Source organism: Streptomyces inhibens (assembly GCF_022221585.1).
GTDB lineage: Bacteria > Actinomycetota > Actinomycetes > Streptomycetales > Streptomycetaceae > Streptomyces > Streptomyces inhibens.
In genome coordinates this window covers 5,921,694-5,938,770 of record NZ_CP084681.1, presented here as the reverse complement: position 1 = coordinate 5,938,770, position 17,077 = coordinate 5,921,694, and the positions used below count along the sequence as shown (strand labels likewise).

Here is a 17,077-nt window from a genome sequence, read left to right as displayed (position 1 = left end):
GGTTGCTGCCTCGACGGTACCCCTTCCCCCTTCGACCGGGCGGCAGGCGGGCGGGGGTGGGGCGAGGCGGCGTACGGGTGTCATGGCCGCGATCTGCCGGCGCCGTGCCGCCACCCGGTCCCCCCGCTTCCCTCGCCCCGCTAACGTAGGACGAATGACCACCGGTACACCGCGCACCCTCGCCGAGGAGCTCAGGACCCGCACCGACAGCGGGCTGATCGGGCTGCTGCGGGCGCGGCCCGACCTGCTCAATCCGGTGCCGGGCGATGTGACTCAGCTGGCCACCCGGGCCGGGACGCGGGCGTCGGTCGTCCGGGCGGTGGAGCGGCTCGACCGGTTCGCGCTGCAGACCGCCGAGGCGCTGGCGGTGGCGCCGGACCCGTGCCCGTACGAGACGCTGGGCGCGCTGATGGGCGGGGACGCCGGGGACCCGGCGGTCGCCGCCGAGCTGCCGCGGGCGGTGGCCGAGCTGCGTGCGCAGGCGCTGGTGTGGGGCCTGGACGAGCGGCTGCGGCTGGTGCGTACGGCCCGTGAGCTGCTCACGCCCAGTGCCGCGCACCCGTCGCCGACCGGCCTGGGCCCGAGCGTCGCCGAGGCCACGGCCGGGATGTCGCCGGGGCGGCTGCAGGAGATCATCTCCACGGCCGGGCTGCCCACCACCCATGACCCGGTCACCGCGGTCGCCGCGCTGACCGCGCTCTTCTCCGACCGTGCCCGGATGGCGGCGCTGCTCGACACCGCGCCCGCCGAATCCGTCGCCGTCCTCGACAAGCTGCTGTGGGGCCCGCCGTACGGCGGTGTCACCGACCGTCCGGCCCCGCATCTGCAGTGGCTGCTGGACCGGGGCCTGCTGCTCCCGGCGGGCGCCCGCAATGTCGTACTGCCGCGGGAAGCGGCGCTCCATCTGCGTGCCGGGCGCGCCCACCGCACCCCTGAGCCGCTGCCGCCCACCCTCGCGCCCACCACGGAGCGCGATCCACAGCTTGTGGACAACGCCGCCGCGAGCCAGGCGTTCACCGCGCTGGCGACCGTCGAGGAGCTGCTCAAGGAGTGGGACCTGGGCGGGCCGCCCGTGCTCCGCGCCGGGGGCATGAGCGTCCGCGACCTCAAGCGCACCGCCGCCGCCCTGGACACCACCGAGCAGCTGGCCGCCTTCTGGCTCGAACTCTCCTACGGGGCCGGGCTGATCGCCCCCGACGGCGAGGCCGACGAGCGGTTCGCGGCCACACCGGCCGCCGAGGAGTGGCTGCAGCTGCCCGACCATGAGCGCTGGGCGGTGCTGGCGGCCGCCTGGCTGCCGGCGACCCGTACCCCGGGCGTGGTCGGCACCGCCGACGCCAAGGGCCGCGCGCTGGCCGTCCTCGGCCCGCATCTCGACCGCTCCCCGGCGCCCGAGGTGCGCCGCCGCGCCCTCACCCTCCTCGCCGATCTGCCGCCCGGCACGTCCGTACCGGCGACGGCGGTGCTGACCCGGCTGCGGTGGGAGCGCCCGCTGCGGGGGGCCGGGGTGGTGGCGGGTCCGGCCGCGGCAGCTGTCGGCGAGGGCTCCCCGAGCACGCCCTCCCTCGCCGGCTCCCCTTCCGCCCCCGCCGATGACCTCCGCTCGCGTCTTGCCCAATGGGCACTGGCCGAGGCCGAGTTGCTGGGCGTGACCGGACGCGGTGCGCTCTCCACCCACGGCCGCGCCCTGATCGCCACCACGTCGGAGGCCGGCGTCCCCACCGCCGCCGAAACCGACACCGCCGCGACCCACGCCGCCGCGCTGCTCGCCCCCCTGCTGCCCGAACCCCTCGACCATGTCCTCCTCCAGGCGGACCTGACCGCCGTCGCCCCCGGCCCGTTGCACCGCCCGCTCGCCGAGGCGCTCGGGGTGCTCGCCGACATCGAGTCCAAGGGCGGCGCCACGGTCTACCGCTTCACGCCCGCCTCCGTACGCCGCGCCCTGGACGCCGGCCGGTCCGCCGCCGAGCTGCGGGAGTTCCTCAGCACCCACTCGCGCACCCCGGTCCCCCAGCCGCTCGCCTACCTGATCGACGATGTGGCGCGTAAGCACGGCCAGTTGCGGATCGGCGCGGCCGCCGCGTACGTCCGCTGCGACGACGACGCGCTGCTCTCCGAGATCCTCGCCGACCGCCGCGCCGCCCCGCTCCGCCTGCGCCGCCTCGCCCCGACCGTGCTCGCCGCCCAGACCGCCCCCGACCAACTCCTGGACGGCCTGCGGGCGATGGGCTACGCCCCGGCCGCCGAGTCCGCCGCCGGCGATGTCCTGATCGCCCGCGCCGACTCCTACCGCACCGCCCCGCGCACCGCCCCCACCCCGGTCCCCGACGGCCCGCCGTCCCCCGACCGCACCCTCCTGGAAGCGGCGGTACGCGCCATCCGCGCCGGCGACCTCGCCGCCACCGCGGAACGCAAGCCGGTCCACGCCCCCGCCCAGGCCCCGGCCCCCGGTGCCCTCCCGCGCACCACCTCCGCCGAGACCCTCGCCACCATGCAGGCCGCGGTCCTGACCAACTCCGCGGTCTGGATCGGTTACGTCAACGCCGACGGCGCCGCCAGCCAGCGCGTGATCGCCCCCGTACGGGTCGAGGGCGGGTTTGTGACGGCCTACGACCACACCTCCGACGAGGTCCGTACGTACCCGCTCCACCGGATCACGGGCGTGGCGGAGCTGGCGGACGATTCGGTGTGAGGGACATGCCGGGCGGCGGCATGGAGATGACGGCGTGCCGGCGGTCTGCGGCCTGCGCACGCCGCAGATGTAATGGTTGAATGTGTTTGACCCATGACCGCACCCTGGCGGACATGGCACAAGTCCCAGATCTGCAGTGTGAATCGTGGTGGTGCCCGGCATGTGGCGTCTCCACCGAATCTTGCCGACCGATATCAGAACACTCCACGTCCGAAGGAATGGTGCGGTACCTGTGGTGCGACACCATTGGATGGATCATCGCCCGCTCCGACTTTCAGCTGATCCAGGTAAGCCCGAGCGGAATTGGCCAGACCGCTGACCGTGGGGTTTCGTAACACCCGAGAAGGTCATGTGAAGCAAAATCATTACGGCCGCCTGGGGGCTGTACTGGCAGCCGATCTGATCAATCTGCCCGAGACGAACTCCGCAAGCATCCAAAACCTTCTTGAGGCACACGAGATTCGTCGCCCGGAAGTCGTTGATGCCGATGTGGAAGGCTTTCGACGCTGGCGGGACCAACTGGCACGCGCGTTTCGTTCCGGAGATTCGGCCGAGCAGTGCTCAGCTGTGAATGACCTGCTGATGGAGGCGACAATCCGTCCATGGGTGACCACCCATGACGGCCTCCAACCTCATCTTCACTTCGTACCCGACTCGGCTGACGTGCTCTCCCGGGTCAAGGCGGTGACCGCTGGTGGTCTTGCCTTCGTCCTGTGTTGGGAAGGGGGAGCAAGGCTGGGGCGATGCATGCGCTCCGAGTGCTCCCGAGCGTATGTGGACACGTCCAGGAACGGGCGACGGCGGTATTGCACAGCGCGCTGCGGGAACACCGAAGCGGTGATGCGACATCGTTCCCGACACTCAGGCCTGAAGCCTTGAACATTCTCGGCACCGCCCCGCGCGAGGGCGGCTTCGGCGACGGCGTCGAGGGCCGGCGTGCGGAGGCATCTGAACCGGTCGCTAACGGGTCACGGCCGCGATGCGGCACACTGGACGTTTGGCCGTATGTGCGGTCGAGGTCTGCGGTCGATGTCTGTGATCGACGGCCGGGAAGCGAAAGGCGAGGCGCGTGAACGGACCCCTCATCGTCCAGAGCGACAAGACGCTGCTTCTGGAGGTGGACCACGAGCTGGCGGACGCCTGCCGGCGAGCCATCGCGCCCTTTGCCGAGCTGGAGCGGGCGCCGGAGCACATCCATACGTACCGGGTGACGCCGCTGGGCCTGTGGAACGCGCGGGCGGCCGGGCACGACGCCGAGCAGGTCGTGGACGCGCTGGTGCAGTTCTCGCGGTATCCGGTGCCGCATGCGCTGCTCGTCGATGTCGCGGAGACGATGTCGCGGTACGGGCGGCTCACGCTCACCAAGCACCCCGCGCACGGGCTGGTGCTGACCAGCACCGACCGCCCGGTGCTGGAGGAGATCCTGCGGTCGAAGAAGGTGCAGCCGCTGGTCGGGGCGCGGCTGGATCCCGACAGCGTCGTCGTCCACCCCTCCGAGCGCGGGCAGATCAAGCAGACGCTGCTCAAGCTGGGCTGGCCGGCCGAGGACCTGGCCGGTTACGTCGACGGTGAGGCGCATCCGATCGAGCTGCGCGAGGACGGCTGGGCGCTGCGGCCGTATCAGCAGCAGGCCGTGGAGGGCTTCTGGCACGGCGGCTCGGGTGTGGTCGTACTGCCGTGTGGTGCGGGAAAGACGCTGGTCGGGGCCGGTGCGATGGCTCAGGCGCAGGCCACCACGCTGATCCTCGTCACGAATACGGTCTCGGCCCGGCAGTGGAAGCACGAGTTGGTGAAGCGGACCTCGCTGACCGAGGACGAGATCGGCGAGTACAGCGGGACGAAGAAGGAGATCCGCCCGGTCACCATCGCGACGTATCAGGTGCTGACCACGAAGCGGAAGGGTGTCTACCCGCATCTGGAGCTGTTCGACTCCCGGGACTGGGGTCTGATCGTCTACGACGAGGTGCATCTGCTGCCCGCGCCGGTCTTCAAGTTCACCGCCGATCTGCAGGCACGGCGGCGGCTGGGGCTGACCGCGACGCTGGTGCGGGAGGACGGCCGGGAGTCGGATGTCTTCTCCCTCATCGGGCCCAAGCGGTTCGACGCGCCGTGGAAGGAGATCGAGGCGCAGGGGTACATCGCGCCCGCGGACTGTGTCGAGGTGCGGGTCAATCTGACCGACTCGGAGCGGCTGGCGTACGCGACGGCCGAGACCGAGGAGAAGTACCGCTACTGCGCGACCACCGCCAGCAAGCAGTTCGTGACCGAGGCGCTGGTCCGTCGGCACCAGGGCGAGCAGACCCTGGTCATCGGGCAGTACATCGACCAGCTGGACGAGCTGGGCGAGCATCTGAACGCGCCGGTGATCAAGGGCGAGACCTCCAACGCCCAGCGGGAGAAGCTCTTCGGCGCGTTCCGGGAGGGCGAGATCTCGGTGCTCGTCGTCTCGAAGGTGGCGAACTTCTCGATCGATCTGCCGGAGGCGACGGTCGCGATCCAGGTGTCCGGCACCTTCGGCTCGCGCCAGGAGGAGGCCCAGCGGCTGGGCCGGGTGCTGCGTCCCAAGGCGGACGGCCACGAGGCGCGGTTCTATTCGGTCGTCGCCCGCGACACCATCGACCAGGACTTCGCCGCACACCGTCAGCGCTTCCTGGCCGAGCAGGGCTACGCGTACCGGATCGTGGACGCGGACGAGCTGCTGGCGGCGGACGAGGACGTCTGAGGCAACGGCCCGGTGCGGTCCGCCGCCCGGGTCAGACCGCCCGCGACCGGGTGGTCAGCTCGTGGTCGAGGCGCGGCGACGGGATGCGGCCGCCCGGGGCGCCGGGGGTGTCCTCGGCATTCTTGGTCTGCCGCGTCCACCACATCAGCGCCCCCAGGAGCGCGAGCCCGAGCAGCGGGTACGGGGCCGCGAGCGGCTGCTGCCACCAGGAGTAGTGCAGGTCGAGGTCGCCGGCGTGCGGCACGATCCACATCGTGCGGACGGTGAAGGCGAGGGTGACGGCAGCCAGCAGCGCCCGGCGCCACGGGTGGCGCCGGGTGTGCGCGGCGAGCGCGACGATCAGCGGGACACACCAGACCCAGTGGTGGGACCAGCTGATCGGTGAGACCAGCAGCGCCGTGACGGACGTACACAGCACGCCCCAGGTGTCCAGGCCGCGCCGCAGATGGACGCGGCGGGCCACATAGAGGCCGGCCACCGCGGTCAGCAGCGCCGGCACCGCCCACAGGAGGCCTGGTTCGGGGTTGTGCAGCACCCGGCTGATCAGGCCCTGGAGGGACTGGTTGTCGACGATCCAGACCTTGCCGACCCGGCCGGTCTCGAACATCCGCCGGGTCCAGAACTCGATGCTGGCATCGGGCAGGACCAGCCAGCCCAGCAGCGCCGAGCACAGGAACCCGGCGAGGGCGGTGAAGGCGGCCTTCACCCGGCCGGTGATGAGGAGATAGACGGCGAAGATCGCGGGGGTGAGCTTGATGCCTGCCGCGATGCCGGTGGCGAACCCCTTGAAACGGGCGCCGTCCGGGCGCCCGAGGTCCCACAGGACCAGACAGGTCAGCGCGAGGTTCACCTGGCCGAAGACGAACGTCTGGAAGACCGGTTCGAGCCAGAGCCCGAGCGCGGTCGCGGCGAGGAGGACGGGTGCGGTGTGCGCGGCCTTGCGCAGGCCGGCGGCCTTGCAGGAGAGGTGGATCAGCAGGGCGAGAAGGGCTGCGTTGGCGAGGACGCAGACGACTTTGAGGGTGCCGAGGGAGAGCCAGGTCGTCGGGATGAAGAGCAGGGCGGCGAACGGCGGATAGGTGGCCGGAAGGTCCCACTTGGTGACCGTGAAGCCGTAGAGATCACCGCCGGCCGCGGCGGCCTCGCCCTCGGCGCGGTAGACCACTATGTCGGACATCGGCAACGGTTGGACCTTGTACAGCACCCACAGTCCGGCGAACGACGCCACCAGGAGCGCCGCGGCGAGTGCCAGGCGGCGGGGGCTGGTGGTGTTCTGGGCCCAGGTCTGTCTCCACGTCCACGTCCGCGTCCCGTCGGCGGCAGACACCCGTTGACCCCTCCTCGTCGCCCTGAGCGTGCCCTCTGCGGCGACGCTAGTGGATCGAGGCCGACCGTCCGTAACGGTTTCCGGTCATCCGGATGTCGACAGGGAGTCGGCCTCTCGCGCGTGATCGTGCCCGCTTTACGCATGCTTTGTACATGATCAATGTGCCCTCCTCGTCATGATTGTGCTCGTTGTGTGCGGACGGAGTCGTGTGGTGTACGCGCACGGCGACATGCGGCGGCCGTGCACCGGCCCGTGTCGCGGTGCCTGGTGATCAGCCGTCCGCGTACTCGCCCATGACGACGACGCTGAAGGCGGCCGTGGCGAAGACCTTGATCGCGCGGAGTGCGTTGCCCACGAAATAGCGGTGCTCGTGGACGGCTGCCGCACCACCGGCGGAGTCGGAACCGAGGGCCGTGGCGCCCTTGGCCGGGTGGAGGGAGACGGGGTGGAGGGGAGACGGAGGAATCGCTGCGCTGCTCATGTCTCCATGATGGATTTCACTCGATTGCCGCACATCGGTCCATGGTTCCATCCCGCACGGTCCGCACGTCAGACTCCAGGCCCACCCCGCCCCCTACGGGAGACGGACGGTTCTCAGGGTTGTCCACCACGGGTACGGCCGCCCGCATACCGTCGAAAATCCGTTGGCGCGCTCCTGAGCCGCTGACTACAATCGCGCGTCTGCCTGCCTCCCGCCGAGGAGTGCCGCCGCCCGGTCGGAAACCGGTCGGCCCCTCGCTTCACGCCGATGACCCGCGCAACGCATGACCTGCGCTACGCACCGATACCGGCCCGCCGCGCCCGCTCCCGACGGTGCGCGCCCGCCGCAGTACATGCCACCGGAGGCAACGCCGTGCCCTCGCACGTCCGCCCGTCAGCCGACCACCACCCCCGCCCAGGCGACGACGACCCCCTGGGGCGTGAACGCTCCCATCTCGCCGCCTCCCGCGCCGCCCTGCGCGCCATGCGCGAGGACGCCGAGGCGCTGAACATCGCCGACGTCACCGCGAACTGGGTCAACGCCGAGGTCCTCCAGGGCGAGATCGACGCCCGCATCAAGGCGCTCGCCGACCTCTCCCACACCCCCCTCTTCTTCGGCCGCCTCGACTACCTCCACGCACCGGGCATCGACCTCGCCGAAGGGGCCGACGGAGAGAACTTCTACATCGGCCGACGGCATGTCCACGACGCCGACGGCGACCCCATGGTCATCGACTGGCGCGCGCCCGTCTCCCAGCCGTTCTACCGGGCCTCCAAGAAGGACCCGATGGACCTCAGGCTGCGCCGCCGATTCGGTTACACGGCCGGCGAGTTGACCGCGTACGAGGACGAACACCTCACCGACCCGGCAGAGGCCGAGCAGACCAGCCGGCTCCTCCAGTCGGAGATCGAGCGCCCGCGCGTCGGCCCCATGCGGGACATCGTCGCCACGATCCAGCCCGAGCAGGACGAGATCGTGCGCGCCGGCATCGGCGGTTCGGTCTGCGTCCAGGGGGCGCCGGGCACCGGAAAGACGGCGGTCGGTCTGCACCGTGTCGCGTATCTGCTGTACGCACACCGCGAGCGGCTGGCCCGCTCCGGCACCCTCGTCATCGGCCCGAACCGCTCCTTCCTGCACTACATCGAGCAGGTGCTGCCGGCCCTCGGCGAGCTGGAGGTCAAGCAGGCCACGGTCGACGACCTGGTCGGGCATGTGGAGGTGCGCGGCACGGACGAGGCGGCAGCCGCGACCGTCAAGGGCGACGCACGGATGGCCGAGGTCCTGCGGCGGGCGGTCCGCTCGCACATCACGATGCCGCAGGAGCCCTGCGTGGTGGTCCGCGGCTCCCGCCGCTGGCGCGTCCCGGCGTATGAACTCGAAGAGATCGTCCAGGAGTTGATGGACCGCGACATCCGTTACGGCGCGGCCCGCGAGGCCCTGCCGCAGCGGATCGCCCATGCCGTCCTCGTCCGGATGGAGCAGGCCGGCGAGGCGCCGGACGACCGGGTGCAGGACGCGGTGGCCCGTAACGCCGCCGTGAAGGCCGCGGTCAAGGCGGTCTGGCCGCCGGTCGATCCGGCGAAGCTGGTGCTGCGCCTGCTGGGCGACGCCGAATTCCTGGCCGAGCAGGCGGCCGACATCCTCACGCCCGAGGAGCAGAAGACGATCCTGTGGACCAAGCCGGCCCGCAGCGTGAAGAGCGCCAAGTGGTCTTCCGCGGACGCGGTGTTGATCGACGAGGCGATGGACCTGGTCGCGCGCACGCACTCACTGGGCCATGTCGTCCTGGACGAGGCGCAGGACCTCTCCCCCATGCAATACCGCGCGGTCGGCCGCCGCTGCTCGACGGGCTCGGCCACCATCCTCGGCGATATCGCCCAGGGCACCACCCCGTGGGCGACCGACACCTGGGAGGAGGCGCTGGCCCACCTGGGCAAGCCCGGCTCGACCGTCGAGGAGCTCACCCAGGGCTTCCGCGTACCGCGTGAGGTCATCGCCTACGCGTCCCGGCTGCTGCCGGCCATCGCCCCCGACCTGACGGAAGCCACGTCGATCCGTGAGTCGGCGGGCGACTTCGAAATCCGTACGGTCGAGCCCACGGAGCTGACCGCCGCCACCCTGGCGGCCTGCGACGACGCGCTGACCAAGGAGGGCTCGATCGGCCTGATCGCCGCGGAAGCCCGTATTCCGACGCTGCGCGCGGCCCTGGAGGCGGCCGGTGTGACCTGCCTGGCCCCCGGCGAGGAGACCTCGGCTGAGTCCCGGCTGACGCTGGTGCCCGCCACGCTCGCCAAGGGTCTGGAGTACGACTACGTGGTCCTGGACGAGCCGGCCGCGATCGTCGACGGCGAACCGGACGAACGGACCGGGCTCCGCCGTCTGTACGTATGCCTGACCCGGCCGGTGTCCGGCCTGACGGTGATCCACGCGGCACCCCTGCCGGACCAACTCTCCGACCACTGACGCGGATCAACCGGGACCGCCGGAGTCGGACACCTACCGATCCGGAACTCCCCTATTCCTCAAGGGACTTGAGAAGCGCATCCAAGAGGCCGGGAAACCGCGCGTCGAGGTCGGCGCGGCGCAGCTGCACATAGCGGTTGCGTCCGACGACCCGCGTGGAGGTGATCCCGGCCTCTCGCATGATCCGCATATGGTGCGACACCGTCGACTTGTGCAGATGCCCGAGCCCCAGCCGCTCCGACGAGCAGTCGTACTGGTCCCCGCTCGCGTAGATCCGCAGCAGATGCAGCCGCGTCGGATCCCCGAGCGCATGCAGCACCTTCACCAGCTCGATCTCCCCACTGCCGGGCTGATCCAGCAGCGCACCCGCATCGTCACCGTCGCCGCTCACCACAGCCTCCTCGCCCTCATGCGCCCCTCACTCACCCACCCACTCTATTTCCAGCAAACTGTTTGACATCCATCAAACATTCCCTATTGTTTGACGCACATCAAACCTACCTCGCCGCCTACCCCGTCACGCTCGTACCGGGAAGGACACCCGTGCGTCTCCGTCTACTCCTCCTCGCCCTCGGCACCTTCGCCGTGGGCACCGATTCCATGGTGATGGCCGGGATTCTCGGCCTCATGGCCCGCGACCTGGACATCTCCGTCCCCGCGGCCGGCCAGATGGTCACCGTCTTCGCCCTGTCCTACGCGGTGCTCGCCCCGGTGCTCGCCACCGCCACCGCCCGGTTGCCGCGCCGCCGTGTGCTGCTGACCGCGCTCACCGTCTTCACCGTGGCCAACGCCCTGAGCGCCGTGGCGCCCAACTACCCGGTCCTGCTGGCCACTCGGGTACTCGCGGCGGCCGGCGCCGCGCTCTACACCCCGACCGCCAACGCCGTCGCCACCACCCTCGTACCGCCGGAGCGCCGCGGCCGCGCGCTGGCCACCGTCCTCGGCGGCATGACCGTGGCCACCGCACTCGGCGTCCCCCTGGGCACCTACATCGGCCGTACGGACTGGCGGCTGACCATGTGGCTGGTCGTCGCCCTGGGAGCCGCGGCGTTCCTCGGCCTCGCCCTCCTGATGCGCGGCCTCCCCGCGCCCACCGCCGCGCCCGACCTGCGCACCCGCCTCACCCCGCTGCGCAACCGCCGCGTCCTGGGTGCCGCGACCACCACCCTGGTGTTCTTCCTGGCCATCAACACGGTCTACATCTACCTCGGCACGGCGGTACGCCCCGCCACCGGCGGCGACACCGGGCGGCTCAGCCTGATCATGCTGGTCACCGGCGTCGCCTCGGTCGCCGGCAACTGGCTGGGCGGCCGGGCCGTGGACCGCCTGGGCACACGCGTCGTCCTGCTCACCGGCGGCACGGTGTCCGCGGCGTTCTCCTTCGCCCTCCCCTGGGCATCCACGACGATGACCACCGCACTGATCTACGCCGCGATCTCCCCCCTCGCCGGCTGGGCCGTCGCGGTCGCACTGCCCCACCACCTGGCATCCATCGACGCACCCAATACCCCCCTGCTGATCTCCCTCAACAGCAGCGCCCTCTACCTGGGCGTGGCCTCCGCGGGCGGCGTCGGCAGCCTCGCCCTCACCGTCCTCGGCGACCGCTGGTTCCCCTTCGCGGCGACCGCACTGACCCTCGTGGCACTCACCCTGGCAGCACTCACCACCCGCCACAGGCCGCCCACACCCCACGCCGCAGCGCAGACAACCCAGCCCACCCCAACCACACCACCCGCACCGCGGCCGTCCGCCGCCCCCACGGCGCCAGCCACGTCCGCACCCACCCCCACCCCGCCCACACAATCCGCTCAGACCCGCTGAACCACCGGCAGATCCAGGGCCTCCCGCCACTCCCGTACGGCTGCCGCCTCCACCGGGGCGGACCAGCCGGCAGGCCGGGCGGCGCCCCCGATGTGGAACGCGTCGAGACCGGCCGCACGCAACGCCGGCACATGGCCGAGCCCGAGCCCACCGCCGACCAGGATCCGCGGCGCATACCCGGGCTCGCCCGCCGCCGTACGCGCCTGCTCGGCCAGCAGCGTGGACAGCCCCTCGTCGACACCGCCCGCGGCACCGGCCGTCAAATACGTGTCGAGCCCCGCGGTGCCCGCCGCCCCCGCCAGCTCCTTCCGCAGCGCGTCCCGGTCGGCGGCCCGGTCGATGGCCCGGTGGAAGGTCCACCGGCAGCCGTCGATCACCTCGGCCAGCGCGCGCACCGCGGCAAGATCCGGCCGCCCGTCCGGCGTCAGAAATCCGAGGACGAACTCCTCGGCACCCTCCGCCCGCAGCGCCGCGGCCCGCTCGCACAGCGCTGCCACGTCACCGGCCGCGAACCCGTCGGCGGCCCGCAGCATCACCCGCAGCGGAATGTCGACGGCTGCCCGGATCGCCGCGAAGGTGGCCCGGGACGGTGTGAGCCCATCGGCCGCCATATCGGTGACGAGTTCCAGCCGGTCGGCCCCGCCGGCCTCGGCAGCGACCGCATCCTCCGGGCCGAGGGCGATCACCTCCAGCAGCGCGCGCTTGCTCATATGACCCCAATCCTTCGGTGACGACGTAACGAGAGATGGCACAGACGACAACAAGAGGTCTAGTCCAATATCCCAGCCTAAGGCCGCCCGGCACTCCGGGGGCCATATCACCACCCGCCCGACCGAAATCCGCCCATACGCCCCACCTACCCGGCCACCGCACGCCCAGCACCCCGTAGGCCACACCCGTCCCCCCGCCCCCAGGGCACAATGTTTCGCATGACCCCCGCGTCCCGTACGGCAGACACCACCGACCCGGCACCGGAGCTGCACCGGCGCTGGGCCGCCACCGTTGCCGAGGCCCGCGGCTCCAGGAAGCCCGCGGCCCCCGGAGGCGCACCGGCGCCCGACCCCGCCCCGTACGCGGACAACCTCCTGTCCCGATGGAGCGAGCCGCACCGCCGCTACCACACCGTCGAGCACCTGACCGCGGTCCTCGACCGCATCGACGAACTGGCCGATCACGCCGACGACTTGACGGTCATCCAGTTGGCGGCCTGGTTCCACGACGCGGTCTACCGGCCGGACCGCTCCGAGAACGAGGAACGCAGTGCGGCCCTTGCCGAGCGCGCGCTGCCCGAGCTGGGCATCGGGGCGGCCCGTACGGCCGAGGTCGCACGCCTGGTACGGCTCACCGTCACGCACGATCCGGCGCCCGACGACCCCGACGGCGAGGTGCTGTGCGACGCCGACCTCGCCGTACTCGCCGGTTCACCCGACCAGTACGCGGCCTACGCCGCCGCGGTCCGCACCGAGTACGCCTTCGTGCCCGACCCCGCCTTCACCACCGGACGCTCCGCCGTACTACGCCAACTCCTCGCCCTGCCCCGTCTGTTCAGAACCCCCATGGGCTACGACCTCTGGGAACACACGGCCCGCCGCAACCTCACCACCGAACTGGATCTGCTGGGCGGGGCGTAGCCGGGGTAGCGGGGTCGCCGGGTTCCGCGGGGTGCCGGAGGGGGCTGGAGGGGCCGCACCGGCCCCGGCCCACCAAGCGACAGCGCACCCGGCCCCGGCCCCGAACAACCGGCCCCGGCCCCGAACAATGCGACACCCCCGGGAATGTAAGGCCTCCTACCGTTGTTAGTAGCTGACATGCCAGCCCCACCCCCTCCCACCCCGGCCCCCACCCGCCTCCCCATAGCCGTATACGTCCTCGGCCTCTCGGTCTTCGCGCTCGGCACCTCCGAGTTCATGCTCTCCGGCATCCTCCAGCCCCTCGCCCGCGACCTGCACGTCTCCATTCCGCAGGCCGGTCTGCTGGTCTCCGCATTCGCCATCGGCATGGTGATCGGCGCACCGGTACTCGCCGCGGCAACCCTCCGCCTCCCCCGCCGTACGACGCTGATCGCCCTGCTCGCCGCCTTCGGCCTCGGCCAGGTGGCCGGCGCACTGGCGCCGTCCTACGGCGTGCTGTTCGTCTCGCGGATCGTGAGCGCACTGGCCTGCGCCGGCTTCTGGGCGGTCGGCGCGGCGGTAGCCGTCTCGCTGGTGCCGGTGACCGCGCGCGCCCGCGCGATGGCCGTGATGGTCGGTGGCCTGAGCATCGCCAACATCGCGGGTGTCCCGGCCGGCGCACTGCTCGGCCAACACGCCGGCTGGCGCGCGGCCTTCTGGGCGGTGGCCGGACTCGCCGCGATCGGCCTGGTCGGCGTGATCGCCCTGGTGCCGCGTACGGCGGTGCCCACCGGCGACGACCGCCCGCAGCTGCGCCGCGAGCTGACCATCTACAAGGACAAGCAGGTCTGGCTGGCGCTGACCGCCACGGCACTGAACGGCGCCGCGGTCTTCGCACTGTTCTCGTACCTCTCGCCACTGCTGACCGACACGGCCGGCCTCGCCGAGAGCTGGGTGCCGACGGTGCTCGCGCTCTTCGGCGTAGGCGCGCTGATCGGTACGTTCATCGGCGGCAGGATCGCCGACGCACACCTCTTCGGGACGCTCTTCGGCGGCATCTCCGCGTCCACCGCCGTGCTGGCCGTCCTCGCGCTGACCGCACACAGCCCGATCGCCGCCGTCGCGCTCTCGCTGATGCTCGGGGTGACCGCGTTCACCACGGCTCCGGCCCTCAACGCCCGGATGTTCAACGTGGCGAACGCCGCGCCGACGCTGGCCGGCGCGACCACCACCGCCGCGTTCAACATCGGCAACACCCTCGGCCCCTGGCTCGGAGGTCTGGCCATCGGCGCGGGTTGGGGCTACCCGTCCGTGGCCTGGACCGGCGCGGCGCTGGCAGCGGTGGCCGTCCTGACCACCGCCCTCGCCTTCCGTCTGCACCGCGCGACGAGCCACTCCCGGCTCATCGCCTCATCGGCACCCAAGGCGGCCACCCCCGCACCGGAGGCCGCGGAACAACACTGAGAACCGAATGAACGCCCACTGGGCCCCACGAGGGGCTCCTCACTCACTCCTCAGTGACTCACTCCCCGCTCGCTCCCCGCTCGCTCCCCGCCGTCGAACTTCCACCGCGTCTGGCTGTAGGTCTCACCACGCCCGAACCCGAAGGCCGTGACGGGCTCGACGCGGAAGACGATGGCGCGGTCGCCCTGCCCGTAGAACGCGCCGTCGCGGACGTCGAACCGCCAGTCGCTGCCGTACTTCTCGACGTACAGATCGGCCAGCCGGCGCAACGTCGGCTCGTCGTCGACCTGCACCGCATCGCCCTCGACGACCACATCGAGCCCGGCGTGCAGATCGTTGCCGCCGGCCGTGGACGTGGTGAGCACGCAGTGCGCACTGCTCCGGAGGTTCTTGGCCTTGCGTTCGCCGGGGCCGGTGCAGAAGTGGAGCGCGTCGTCCACCCATACGGCGAGCAGTGGGGTGACATGGGGGCGGCTGTCGGGCCGGACGGTGGTGAGCCAGAAGATGTCCGCCTCGGTCATGCCGCCGACGGCCGCGGCCCATGCGGTCGGCTGGGCGCCCTCACTGCTGTAGGCCGGGTCAAGCTCGGTGACCGGTTGTCTGCCCGGTGCGCTGGCTGACATGACTGTCCCCTTTCGGTACGCCGGTTCGGCACGCCGCGCGGTCAGGGCCCATCGTGCTGGGGCGCGCCGCCCAGCCCCCGCTACGACGCGCCACAACAGGCCGTCCGGGGGCACACCCACGGCCCGTCCTTACGGTTCGGGCGCCGGACGGTGCTTGGGGCGGCGCAGACCCGCGGCGGTCAGCCGGCGCACCAGCTCCTTGCTGCCGACCTCCACCGCCCCGGCACGCACCGCGTCGCCATACCGCTCCGCCGGCAGGTCGTAGTGGTCGCGCTCGAACGCCCCGCGCGGCACGCCGATCCGCGCCGCGAAGAGATGCAGTTCGTCGAAGGACACATCGCTGACCAGATGCGACCACATACGGCCGTGCCCAGCCCAGATGGGCCGGTCGATATAGATCGCCACGTCAGTCCTCCGCGCAAAGGTCCACGTCAGCCCTCCATGGGGGCACGAAGGCTACCGACCCGGGCCACCGCGACCGCCGTCTTGGGGCACACCCAATGGGGGTCGGGCCCCAACTCCGGCTCGACATCGAGCGCGTGGGGATCGCCCGATTCCGTACACACGGGGCACAGCGGCCAGCGGCCGTACCGGTCGAGGAGGGCGTCCTGAACGTCCTGCGCTATGAGTCCCGCGACGAATGCCGCGCCTTCAGGCCATTGCTCCACCCACCACCGGCGGTGAGCGACCGCGTCCTCCACGAGCGAGACGATGTCGGCGTCGGCCACCTTGTCCGCCATCAGGTCGGCGAGCACCAGCGCCCGCGCGGCGTGCAATGACTGTTCCAGCTCCATGTCACCCATTGTCTCCCGACCGCAAGCCGGTGCCCGGCGTTGTCCACAGCCCTCGACGATGATCATGATCGCTGTCCACAGCCCTCACGGAGGGTATTGACGCGAGAGGCGGATGAAATTACTTTTCAGACGTGAGCAGCAGCGTGAAGGAAACTTTCAAGGACGCGGCCGTCGAGACCCGACCGGCCCCGGCCCCACCCGCCCCCGCGGCGCTGGCCGCCAAGGTCCGCACCCTCGCGCCGACGATGACCCGCTCCATGCAGCGGGTCGCCGAGACCGTCGCGAGCGACCCGGCCGGCTGCGCCGCCCTCACCGTCACCGGCCTCGCGGAGCGCACGGGCACCAGCGAGGCCACCGTCGTGCGGACCTCCCGTCTGCTCGGCTACCCGGGCTATCGCGATCTGCGCCTCGCCCTCGCCGCACTCGCCGCGCAACAGGCCGCCGGCGGCGCGCCCGCGGTGACCGCGGACATAGCGGTCGACGATTCCCTCGTCGATGTCGTCGCGAAGCTGGCGCAGGAAGAGCAGCAGTGCCTGGCCGACACCGCCGCCGGGCTGGATGTCACCCAGCTCGAAGCCGCCGTCGCCGCGCTCTCCGGAGCCCGCCGCATCGATGTGTACGGCATAGGGGCCTCCAACCTCGTCGCCCAGGACCTCGTCCAGAAGCTGCTGCGGATCGGCCTGATCGCGCACGCGCACGCGGACCCGCATCTGGCCGTGACGAACGCCGTGCAGATGCGGACCGGTGACGTCGCCATCGCGATCACGCACTCCGGGCGGACCACCGACGTCATAGAGCCACTGCGGGTGGCCTTCGACCATGGCGCGACGACGATCGCCATCACCGGGCGCCCGGACGGCGAGATCGCCGCCTACGCCGACCACATCCTGACCACCTCCACCGCCCGCGAGAGCGAGCTGCGGCCGGCCGCGATGTCGTCCAGGACGAGCCAGCTCCTGGTCGTGGACTGCCTGTTCATAGGCGTCGCGCAGCGTACGTACGAGACCGCGGCCCCCGCGCTTTCGGCCTCGTACGAAGCCCTGGCCCACCGCCACTCGCCGCGCAGCACCCAGCGCTGAC

The 17,077-nt window shown here is 71.5% G+C and carries 15 protein-coding genes; 8 read left to right on the top strand and 7 right to left on the bottom strand.

Translation table 11 applies throughout. From position 1 onward, the window contains the following. Window positions 1-154 precede the first annotated feature (154 nt). The 3 genes from KI385_RS27130 to KI385_RS27120 all read left to right on the top strand — a co-directional run bounded on the left by KI385_RS27130 (window position 155) and on the right by KI385_RS27120 (window position 5,414). Window positions 155-2,692, top strand: a complete 2,538-nt coding sequence (locus KI385_RS27130) for a helicase C-terminal domain-containing protein (protein WP_238574795.1) — start codon at window positions 155-157, stop codon at window positions 2,690-2,692. 582 nt (window positions 2,693-3,274) lie between these two features. Continuing rightward, the gene (locus KI385_RS43990; protein WP_281066988.1) at window positions 3,275-3,571 is read left to right on the top strand and encodes a CGNR zinc finger domain-containing protein; all 297 of its coding nucleotides are present in this window, start codon (window positions 3,275-3,277) and stop codon (window positions 3,569-3,571) included. Between the two features lie 190 nt (window positions 3,572-3,761). After that, complete coding sequence (locus tag KI385_RS27120) at window positions 3,762-5,414, top strand: DNA repair helicase XPB (RefSeq protein WP_238574794.1); 1,653 nt, start codon at window positions 3,762-3,764, stop codon at window positions 5,412-5,414. 31 nt (window positions 5,415-5,445) lie between these two features. Here the strand turns inward: KI385_RS27120 and KI385_RS27115 are convergent, their stop codons facing one another. Both KI385_RS27115 and KI385_RS27110 read right to left on the bottom strand, forming a co-directional pair. Further along, window positions 5,446-6,741 carry a glycosyltransferase 87 family protein gene (locus KI385_RS27115; protein WP_238574793.1) on the bottom strand — a complete coding sequence of 432 codons (1,296 nt, stop codon included), beginning with the start codon at window positions 6,739-6,741 and terminating at the stop codon, window positions 5,446-5,448. A 271-nt stretch (window positions 6,742-7,012) separates the two neighbouring features. Further along, window positions 7,013-7,222, bottom strand: coding sequence for a hypothetical protein (locus KI385_RS27110; protein WP_238574792.1), 210 nt, complete (start codon window positions 7,220-7,222; stop codon window positions 7,013-7,015). A gap of 372 nt (window positions 7,223-7,594) precedes the next feature. On the opposite strand from KI385_RS27110, the gene KI385_RS27105 reads away from it, so the two are divergent. Beyond that, a complete protein-coding gene (locus KI385_RS27105) occupies window positions 7,595-9,685 on the top strand; it encodes a HelD family protein (RefSeq protein ID WP_425357097.1) in 2,091 nt (696 codons plus the stop codon). Between the two features lie 52 nt (window positions 9,686-9,737). Here KI385_RS27105 and KI385_RS27100 read toward each other — a convergent pair whose 3' ends face one another. Next, complete coding sequence (locus KI385_RS27100) at window positions 9,738-10,076, bottom strand: ArsR/SmtB family transcription factor (RefSeq protein WP_238574790.1); 339 nt, start codon at window positions 10,074-10,076, stop codon at window positions 9,738-9,740. 152 nt (window positions 10,077-10,228) lie between these two features. Between KI385_RS27100 and KI385_RS27095 the strand changes: the two genes are divergently transcribed. Continuing rightward, window positions 10,229-11,506, top strand: coding sequence for an MFS transporter (locus tag KI385_RS27095; RefSeq protein WP_238574789.1), 1,278 nt, complete (start codon window positions 10,229-10,231; stop codon window positions 11,504-11,506). Here KI385_RS27095 and KI385_RS27090 read toward each other — a convergent pair. Then, window positions 11,494-12,216 carry a copper homeostasis protein CutC gene (locus KI385_RS27090; protein ID WP_238574788.1) on the bottom strand — a complete coding sequence of 241 codons (723 nt, stop codon included), beginning with the start codon at window positions 12,214-12,216 and terminating at the stop codon, window positions 11,494-11,496. The genes KI385_RS27095 and KI385_RS27090 overlap by 13 nt on opposite strands. 219 nt (window positions 12,217-12,435) lie before the next feature. On the opposite strand from KI385_RS27090, the gene KI385_RS27085 reads away from it, so the two are divergent. Together KI385_RS27085 and KI385_RS27080 are read left to right on the top strand one after the other, a co-directional pair. Then, window positions 12,436-13,137 carry an HD domain-containing protein gene (locus KI385_RS27085; protein WP_238574787.1) on the top strand — a complete coding sequence of 234 codons (702 nt, stop codon included), beginning with the start codon at window positions 12,436-12,438 and terminating at the stop codon, window positions 13,135-13,137. A 177-nt stretch (window positions 13,138-13,314) separates the two neighbouring features. Further along, window positions 13,315-14,580, top strand: a complete 1,266-nt coding sequence (locus tag KI385_RS27080) for a Cmx/CmrA family chloramphenicol efflux MFS transporter (RefSeq protein ID WP_238574786.1) — start codon at window positions 13,315-13,317, stop codon at window positions 14,578-14,580. Window positions 14,581-14,630: 50 nt separating this feature from the next. On the opposite strand, the gene KI385_RS27075 is transcribed toward KI385_RS27080, so the two are convergent. The 3 genes from KI385_RS27075 to KI385_RS27065 form a co-directional block, all read right to left on the bottom strand. After that, window positions 14,631-15,203, bottom strand: a complete 573-nt coding sequence (locus tag KI385_RS27075; protein ID WP_238574785.1) for a pyridoxamine 5'-phosphate oxidase family protein — start codon at window positions 15,201-15,203, stop codon at window positions 14,631-14,633. A gap of 129 nt (window positions 15,204-15,332) precedes the next feature. Further along, window positions 15,333-15,608, bottom strand: coding sequence for a DUF4031 domain-containing protein (locus tag KI385_RS27070; protein ID WP_238574784.1), 276 nt, complete (start codon window positions 15,606-15,608; stop codon window positions 15,333-15,335). Window positions 15,609-15,634: 26 nt separating this feature from the next. After that, window positions 15,635-15,997 (bottom strand): hypothetical protein, encoded by a 363-nt coding sequence (locus tag KI385_RS27065; protein WP_238574783.1) that lies wholly within the window; start codon window positions 15,995-15,997, stop codon window positions 15,635-15,637. A gap of 131 nt (window positions 15,998-16,128) precedes the next feature. Here KI385_RS27065 and KI385_RS27060 point away from each other — a divergent pair, with 131 nt between their 5' ends. Beyond that, window positions 16,129-17,076: a MurR/RpiR family transcriptional regulator gene (locus tag KI385_RS27060; protein ID WP_128506520.1), complete on the top strand. Its 948-nt coding sequence runs from the start codon at window positions 16,129-16,131 to the stop codon at window positions 17,074-17,076. Window position 17,077 lies beyond the last annotated feature (1 nt).